The sequence below is a fragment of the Kitasatospora sp. NPDC058243 genome, assembly GCF_042882025.1.
In the GTDB taxonomy this organism is placed as follows: domain Bacteria; phylum Actinomycetota; class Actinomycetes; order Streptomycetales; family Streptomycetaceae; genus Kitasatospora.
The window spans coordinates 1-7,630 of the sequence record NZ_JBHVWW010000128.1 but is presented as its reverse complement, the minus strand read 5'-3'; the positions used below and the strand labels follow the sequence as shown (position 1 = coordinate 7,630).

The window sequence follows — 7,630 nt, the reverse complement described above, 5'->3', positions numbered from 1 at the left end:
GGTACTGCAGGGGGGACCCTGTGGGAGAGTAGGACGCCGCCGAACAATCATTCACAGAGAACCCCCATCCGGGAAACCGGATGGGGGTTCTCTGCGTTGTGATTCATTCGTCCTGGAGTTCTTCGTCCTCTTCCCACCGCCGTGATTGTGCCTGGGCCGACGCCCGGCCATCGGGTTGGGGCGGTACCGCCGCCGTTCCCCACGCCGGTCGGGTCAGCCAGGCGTCCCTGTCGTGGGTGAGCCGGGCGATGCCCGTCCCGTCCGGCCGCATGGTGTAGAGGTCGGCCCCGGAGCCGGCGGGGTCCTGGGCGAAGACGATGGACTTGCCGTCGGGCGCGTAGGCGGCGGTGCCGTAGAAGACGTCGGACGGGGCGGGGGTCAGCGCGCCGATGGCGGTGCCGTCGGGGTGGACGGTGTAGATGCCGCCGCCGGGGGCGTCGGCGCGGCCGGCCGGGTGGGTGGTGAAGAGGATCTGGGTGCCGTCGGGGGACCAGTTGGCGCGGTCTCCGGCGCGCAGTTCCCAGGGGGTGAGTTGCCGGAGCCCGGTGCCGTCCGCGGCGACGACGTAGATGGCGCGGCTGTTGGCGGGCTGACCGGTGGCGTTGGTGCGGTACTCGAAGGTGAGTCGCTTGCCGTCGGGGGACCAACTGGGGTTGCTGACCTGCCCGGAGTACGGCTTGTCGTTGGTGAGGAAGGTGAGCCGCTGGACGTCGGTGCCGTCGGGGCTCATCAGGTAGAGGTCCGAGTACTGGACCTGGTATTTGTCGGCCGGGTCGAGGGCGCCCCAGGAGCGGCTGAAGGCGAGTTGCTTGCCGTCGGGCGAGTAGGCGGGGGCGCGTTCGTCCTCGTTGGCGCAGTCGGCGGTGCCGGTCTCGCAGAGCTGGCCGATCTGCTGGGCTCCGTCGCCGGTGTTGGCGACCGTCCAGAGGCGGGCGGCGCCGCTCCGTGGGTCGGTCCGGTCGAAGGCGATCGTGCTGCCGTCCGGGGACCAGTCGGGGCGGTCGTCGCGGGTGCGGTCGGGCGGCTGGGTGACCTGGTGCCAGTTGGTGCCGTCGGGTGCGAGGGTCACGATGGCGCTGGTGGTGCGGGCGGCGTCGAGGAATTCCCCGCCGACGATCAGGCCGTTGTGCGCGGGGGCCGCAGGCGTTCCGGCGGCGGCGCCGACCACGCCGGGGCTCGCGGCGGCGGTCGGCGACTCGGGTGCGGTGGAGGGGGCGTCCGCCTGGATCTCGGACAGGGGGATCTCACCGGGTTCGGCGCCGCACCCGGTGAGCAGGGCGCTCAGCAGCAGAAGGCCCGCACCGGCGCTGGCGCGGGTGCGGGCCTCGGGTGTGGACCTGGGGGACTGCCCTGTGCGGGTCATCCGTGTCATATCCGCTCCGACCTTTCCGACCTCTCCGGCGTTCGCTCCGTCTCCGATGCTGGACGAAGGACCCTCAAAGGGGCTGTCACTGTGTCAGACGGGGAGCGTCGGCGACCGGGCGACACGCGACGCCTCGCGTTCGATCGATCACACGGAGTAGAAGGTCTCGCGGAGTGGCGGTGCGGGGCGGACCAGGGACGGGGCTGGTCAGCCCGTCAGCCCCGGGCGGCGCGGCGTTCGGCCTTGGCGAGGGCCTCCGCCTCGTCCTCGGCCTCGGCGACCTCCAGGGTGGGCGCGGTGCCGTCGAGGTGGGTGGGCAGCCACCAGGTGTCGTCCGGGCCGGAGGGCTTGCCGGGATACTCGCGCTGGGCCTGGTCGAGCATCTCGCTCATGGCCGCGCGCAGCCGTCTGGTGACCATGACGGGCTTGTCGTCCGGGCCGAGGTGAATCGGTTCGCCGATCATGATGGTGACGGGGACGTGGCGCTTGGTCAGGGTCTTCGGGCGGCCCTTGGTCCAGAGCTGCTGGGTGCCCCAGAGGATGACGGGCAGCAGCGGGGTGCCGGAGTCGGCGGCCATCCGGGCGGCGCCGGTCTTGAACTTCTTCAGCATGAACGAGCGGCTGATGGTCGCCTCGGGGAACACCCCGACGACCTCGCCGGCCTTGAGGGCGCGCACGGCGGCCTCGTACGCGGGCTGCCCGTCGGTGCGGTCGACCGGGATGTGCTTCATGCCGCGCATCAGCGGGCCGGAGACCCGGTGCTTGAAGACGTCGTCCTTGGCCATGAAGCGGGTCTTGCGCTTGCCGCCGCGGTAGGCGCCGAGGCCGGCGAAGAGGAAGTCCAGGTAGCTGATGTGATTGCTGACCAGTACGGCTCCGCCCCTGGCGGGGATGTTCTCGGCGCCTACGATCTTGATCCGCACGTCGAGCGCACGGAAGGCGGTGAGTGCGGCGCCGATCACCGGCGGGTACACGAACTCTGCCACGGTCAGTCCTGACTTCCACGGGCCGGAGCCCGGTACGGCGGGTACCCGCGTCGCTGAGTGGGGGCCGACCGGAGCGCGGCACGCCGCGGCGGTCACGGGTGATTCACGGAGATGATCCCCCGAACGAGTGCCTGCTGTCACCTGAGCCGTGCGGTCAAGCGGATATTCGCGGTGTGATCTCCGTGATGAGTTCGGGTGGGAACTTTTCCCTCCCCGGCGACCTGGAGGCCCGGTCCGTCCCGAAGGCCCAGGGGCCCCAGGGCTGCGGTCAGGCTCCGGCGCCGAGGCGCCCCTGGGCGCGCCGGACGAGGGGGTAGATCTCGCGGCCGAGGCAGTAGCCGAACGCGGCGTTGAGGAAGGCCGCGGCCAGGGCGACGGCCGTGGCGAGTAGGCCGAGCCAGGCCACCCCGGTGAGGAAGCCGAGGGCGCCGACGGCGGCGAACACCAGGCCGACGCCCTGCGCGAAGCGGGGCGGCCGCTCGTCCTCGGTCTCGGAGGGCGGGGTCAGCCGGGGGAGGAGGAAGGCCTGGTAGAGCCAGCCGTAGGGGGAGAGCCGCAGGCCGCCGAACGCTCCGAGTGCGAAGACGAGGGCCTGGACGGCCAGCAGCACGTCGCTGCCGGTGATGAGGGCGGCGGCCAGGACGACCGAGGTGAGCGCGGCGGCGAAGCGGGGACCGCGAGGGTCGATCTGCACGAGGGCTCCGGGAGGGTCGCGACGGGCGGCGGCGGGGCGCGTCAGCGACAGCGGGTGGTGGTGGCCCGGCCCAGGTCGACGACGCGGCGGGAGGTCAGCAACGGCGGTGCGGTGCGGTCGGATTCCACCCGGCGATCGTACGCGGGCCCGGCCCGGTGGTCGACCTCCCTTTCGGGGCCCGGGGCCGCTGCCGCAGACTGGGGGATGGCCGGGTTGGTGGTGTGCGTCGTCGTGCCGGCGCCGGCGACCGCCTCCTGGCTGCTACGGGTACGGCGCGACGGGAGGCTGAGGGTGCGCACCAACGGCGGGGCGGTACGGCTGTCGGAGGCGGAGCTGGGCGGGGCGCTCGGCGAGCGGGCGACGCTGGTTCAGTTCTCGACGGCGTTCTGTCAGCCGTGCCGGGCCACCCGCCGGGTGCTCGCGGAGGTGGCCGGCATGGTCGACGGGGTGGCGCACGTCGAGGTGGACGCCGAGGAGCGGCTGGAGCTGGTCCGCCGGCTGGAGATCCTGCGCACGCCGACCGTCCTGGTGCTGGACGGGGGTGGCCGGGTGGTGCGCCGGGCGGCCGGACTGCCGCGCAAGGTGGACGTGATCGCGGCGCTCGGCGAGACGGTGTGAGCCGGGGCCCCGGCGGTCCTGTGGCGGATATGTAGCCCGATCAGGTGGTGTCGGGGTTGCCCTGGGGCAGGATGGGCGCAGACGGAAGTGCAGCCGCCCGGCCTAAGCTACTGGCCAGTAGTGACCACTGGACTACTGCCGAGTATGCTGCCAGGAAGTTCCGGACCGGCACGGGAACTCGCTGCCCGGAGCGGGTGCGCACCGTGTTCGCGCCCCGCTTGCACAGCCGCAGCCGCCGGACGAGACCAGTACAGGAGACAGGCCGTGAGCTTGAGGATCGTTGTCTGTGTGAAGTACGTGCCGGACGCGACGGGTGACCGTCGGTTCGCGGACGACCACACCACTGACCGGGAGGGTGTGGACGGCCTCCTGTCGGAGCTCGACGAGTACGGCGTGGAGCAGGCGCTGCGGATCGCGGCGGCGAACGAGGGCGCCGAGGTGACGGTGCTGACGGTCGGGCCGGACGATGCGAAGGACGCGCTGCGCAAGGCGCTGTCGATGGGTGCGGACAAGGCCGTGCACGTGAACGACGAGGACATCCACGGTTCGGATGTGATCGGGACGTCGGCGGTGCTGGCGAAGGCGCTGGAGAAGACCGGGTTCGACCTGGTGATCGGCGGGATGGCGTCGACGGACGGTTCGATGGGTGTGCTGCCGGCGCTGCTGGCGGAGCGGCTGGGCGTGGCGCAGGTGACGCTGCTGTCCGAGGTGTCGGTCGAGGGCGGTGTGGTGCGGGGCCGTCGTGACGGTGACGCGGCGACCGAGCTGGTCGAGGCGGCGCTGCCGGCGGTGGTGTCGGTGACGGACCAGTCGGGTGAGGCCCGGTACCCGTCGTTCAAGGGGATCATGGCGGCGAAGAAGAAGCCGGTCCAGTCGCTGGACCTGGACGATCTGGGCATCGAGGCCGACGAGGTCGGTCTGGCGGGTGCGTGGACGGCGGTGGAGTCGGTGGCGGCTCGTCCGGCGCGGACCGCGGGCACGGTCGTCAAGGACGAGGGCGAGGGCGGCAAGCAGCTCGCCGGCTTCCTCGCCGACCAGAAGTTCATCTGAGCCGGCCCGGCCGAGCCACCCACCCCCTGCCACAGCGAAACACGGAGACATTGAGCAATGGCTGAGATTCTCGTCCTGGTGGACCACGCCGACGGTGCGGTCCGCAAGCCGGCCCTCGAACTGCTGACCCTGGCCCGCCGGATCGGCGAGCCGTCCGCGGTCGTGCTGGGCGCCGGCGCCGCCGCCGCCGGCATCGCGGCCAAGGCCGCCGAGTACGGCGCGGCCAAGGTGTACGTCGCCGAGGGCGCCGAGTTCACCGACCAGCTGGTCGTCCCGAAGGTGGACGCCCTCACCCAGATCGCCAAGGCCGGCGACGCCGCCGCCGTCCTGGTCACCTCCTCCGGCGAGGGCAAGGAGATCGCCGCCCGCGTCGCACTGCGCCTGGGCTCCGGCATCATCACCGACGCCATCGACCTGGAGGCCGGTGACGGCGGCCCGGTCGCCACCCAGTCGGTGTTCGCCGCGTCCTTCCAGGTGAAGTCGAAGGTGACGAAGGGCGTGCCGGTGATCACGGTCAAGCCGAACGCGGTGGCCCCCGAGGCCGTTGCGGGCGCGGGTGCGGTGGAGAACGTGGCGGTGGAGTTCACCGGGAACGCGGCCAAGGTCACCTCGCGCACCCCGCGGGTCTCGACCGGCCGTCCGGAGCTGACCGAGGCCGCGATCGTGGTCTCGGGCGGCCGCGGCGTCGGCGAGGCGGCCGGTTTCGGCGTCGTCGAGGAGCTCGCGGACGCGCTGGGCGCGGCCGTCGGTGCCTCGCGTGCCGCCGTCGACGCGGGCTGGTACCCGCACAGCAACCAGGTCGGCCAGACCGGCAAGCAGGTCTCGCCGCAGCTGTACATCGCGGCCGGCATCTCCGGCGCCATCCAGCACCGGGCGGGCATGCAGACCTCGAAGACCATCGTCGCGGTCAACAAGGACCCGGAGGCCCCGATCTTCGAGCTGGTCGACTACGGCGTGGTCGGCGACCTGTTCGCCGTGCTGCCGCAGCTGACCGCCGAGGTGAAGGCCCGCAAGGGCTGATCCCCGCGCACCACATGGCGGAGGGCGTGGCACCGGGTAACCGGCGCCACGCCCTCCGGCGTTTCCGGCCCCAGGTCGGCCCAGGCCGGTACAAGCCAGGCGGGCGGCAGGCGGCGGCCAGTGACCGCCGCCCACGGACGGCCCGGGTGCGGCCCGTAGAGTCGGCGCGACAGCGTGAGACGAGGGCGAGGACGGAAGCATGGCACTGCTGACCGCACTTCAGGGCGACTACGGGGACACGGCGGACGCGCTGCGGATCGACGGGCGGGCGCTGTCCCGCGAGGAGCTGCTGGGCGCGGCGACCGCCGTCGCCGACCGGGTGGCCGGTGCGCCCGCGCTCGCCGTGCTCGCCCGGCCCGCCGTCGAGACGGTCGTCGCCGTGGTCGGCGGCCTGCTGGCGGGCGTGCCCGTGGTGCCGCTGCCGCCCGACTCCGGGCCCAAGGAGCGCGAGCACATCCTGCGCGACTCGGGTGCGGTGCTGCTCGCGCACGCCGTGGGTGACGTCGTACCGGGTGAGGTGGAGGGGCTGCCGGTCGACCCGACGGAACGCGCCGCCACCACGTTCGCCGAGCCCGCGCCGGACGCCACCGGCTTCGTCCTCTACACCTCCGGCACCACCGGGGCGCCCAAGGGAGCCGTGATCCGGCGCCAGGCGGTCGCCGCCGACCTGGACGCGCTCGCCGTGGCCTGGCAGTGGACCGCCGAGGACACCCTCGTCCACGGCCTGCCGCTGTTCCACGTCCACGGACTGATCCTCGGCGTCCTCGGCGCCCTGCGGACCGGCAGCCGGCTCGTGCACACCGGGCGGCCCACCCCGGAGGGGTACGCGGCCGCGGGCGGCAGCCTGTACTTCGGGGTGCCGACCGTCTGGTCCCGGGTGGCGGCCGACCCCGGGGCGGCGGGTCGGCTGGCCTCGGCCCGGCTGCTGGTCTCCGGCAGCGCGCCGCTGCCGGTACCCGTGTTCGAGAAGCTGGCTGCGCTCACCGGGCACGCCCCGATCGAGCGCTACGGGATGACCGAGTCGCTGATCACCGTCAGCACCCGGGCGGACGGCGAGCGCCGGCCCGGCAGCGTCGGCCTGCCGCTGGACGGGGTGCGCACCCGGCTGGTCGGCGAGGACGGCGCGCCGGTGCCCTCCGACGGGGAGAGCGTCGGAGAGTTGCAGGTCGCCGGGCCGACCCTGTTCAGCGGGTACCTCAACCGGCCCGACGCGGATGCCGAGGCCTGGACGGCGGACGGCTGGTTCCGCACCGGGGACGTCGCCGTGATCGGTGAGGACGGCTTCCACCGGATCGTCGGTCGCGCCTCCGTCGACCTGATCAAGAGCGGCGGCTACCGGATCGGCGCCGGCGAGGTGGAGGCCGCGCTGCGCGACCACCCGGCGGTCGCCGACGCGGCGGTGGTCGGTGCGCCGGACGAGGACCTCGGGCAGGCCATCGTCGCGTACGTCATCCCGGACGGCGCCGTGACGGGGGAACAGCTGACGGCCTTCGTGGCGGAGCGGCTGTCCGCGCACAAGCGGCCGCGCCGGGTCGTGCTGGTGCCCGAACTGCCCAGGAACGCGCTGGGAAAGGTGCTGAAGAAGCAGCTGCTGGCGGAGGCCGACCAGCAGGGGTGAGGGGGTGTCGGGCCGCGGCCCGATGACTGGCCTTCACCCTGATGCCCCGTCGGTGCTCACCGGCCGTGAACCCTTCCATTGGCTCACTCCACTGCGCGCCGTGAGCGGACGCGTGCCTACCGTGACACGCAGGCAGAACTGAATCCCCGCCCGGCGTGCCGAGGCTCCCGGTCGCACGACCGGAGGCCGTGGTACGCCGGGCGGGGTCTTCCGAGCCCTCCCTGCCTTCTCCCCGGGAAGTGCTTTTCCTTCGCCGACTCCGCCTCCACCCCCCTGGCGGA

At 73.0% G+C, this 7,630-nt stretch carries 8 protein-coding genes; 4 read left to right on the top strand and 4 right to left on the bottom strand.

Annotation, left to right across the window (positions count from 1 at the left end):
- Positions 1-103: 103 nt before the first annotated feature.
- From ACFVX9_RS39230 to ACFVX9_RS39215, 4 genes are all read right to left on the bottom strand, one after another.
- Complete coding sequence (locus tag ACFVX9_RS39230; protein ID WP_380380987.1) at positions 104-1,363, bottom strand: TolB family protein; 1,260 nt, start codon at positions 1,361-1,363, stop codon at positions 104-106.
- Positions 1,364-1,578: 215 nt separating this feature from the next.
- Entirely contained in the window at positions 1,579-2,349 is a 771-nt protein-coding gene (locus ACFVX9_RS39225) for a lysophospholipid acyltransferase family protein (RefSeq protein ID WP_380346447.1), read from the bottom strand.
- Positions 2,350-2,617: 268 nt separating this feature from the next.
- Positions 2,618-3,043, bottom strand: coding sequence for a DUF4395 domain-containing protein (locus tag ACFVX9_RS39220; RefSeq protein WP_063350143.1), 426 nt, complete (start codon positions 3,041-3,043; stop codon positions 2,618-2,620).
- A gap of 41 nt (positions 3,044-3,084) precedes the next feature.
- The gene (locus ACFVX9_RS39215; protein ID WP_167745840.1) at positions 3,085-3,342 is read right to left on the bottom strand and encodes a hypothetical protein; all 258 of its coding nucleotides are present in this window, start codon (positions 3,340-3,342) and stop codon (positions 3,085-3,087) included.
- Between ACFVX9_RS39215 and ACFVX9_RS39210 the strand changes: the two genes are divergently transcribed.
- The 4 genes from ACFVX9_RS39210 to ACFVX9_RS39195 all read left to right on the top strand — a co-directional run bounded on the left by ACFVX9_RS39210 (position 3,248) and on the right by ACFVX9_RS39195 (position 7,349).
- Positions 3,248-3,661, top strand: coding sequence for a thioredoxin family protein (locus tag ACFVX9_RS39210; RefSeq protein WP_063351571.1), 414 nt, complete (start codon positions 3,248-3,250; stop codon positions 3,659-3,661). The genes ACFVX9_RS39215 and ACFVX9_RS39210 overlap by 95 nt on opposite strands.
- A 264-nt stretch (positions 3,662-3,925) precedes the next feature.
- Complete coding sequence (locus tag ACFVX9_RS39205; RefSeq protein WP_079135488.1) at positions 3,926-4,711, top strand: electron transfer flavoprotein subunit beta/FixA family protein; 786 nt, start codon at positions 3,926-3,928, stop codon at positions 4,709-4,711.
- 57 nt (positions 4,712-4,768) lie between these two features.
- Positions 4,769-5,731 carry an electron transfer flavoprotein subunit alpha/FixB family protein gene (locus ACFVX9_RS39200; RefSeq protein ID WP_387987013.1) on the top strand — a complete coding sequence of 321 codons (963 nt, stop codon included), beginning with the start codon at positions 4,769-4,771 and terminating at the stop codon, positions 5,729-5,731.
- A 199-nt stretch (positions 5,732-5,930) separates the two neighbouring features.
- A complete protein-coding gene (locus ACFVX9_RS39195; protein ID WP_380484510.1) occupies positions 5,931-7,349 on the top strand; it encodes an acyl-CoA synthetase in 1,419 nt (472 codons plus the stop codon).
- Positions 7,350-7,630 lie beyond the last annotated feature (281 nt).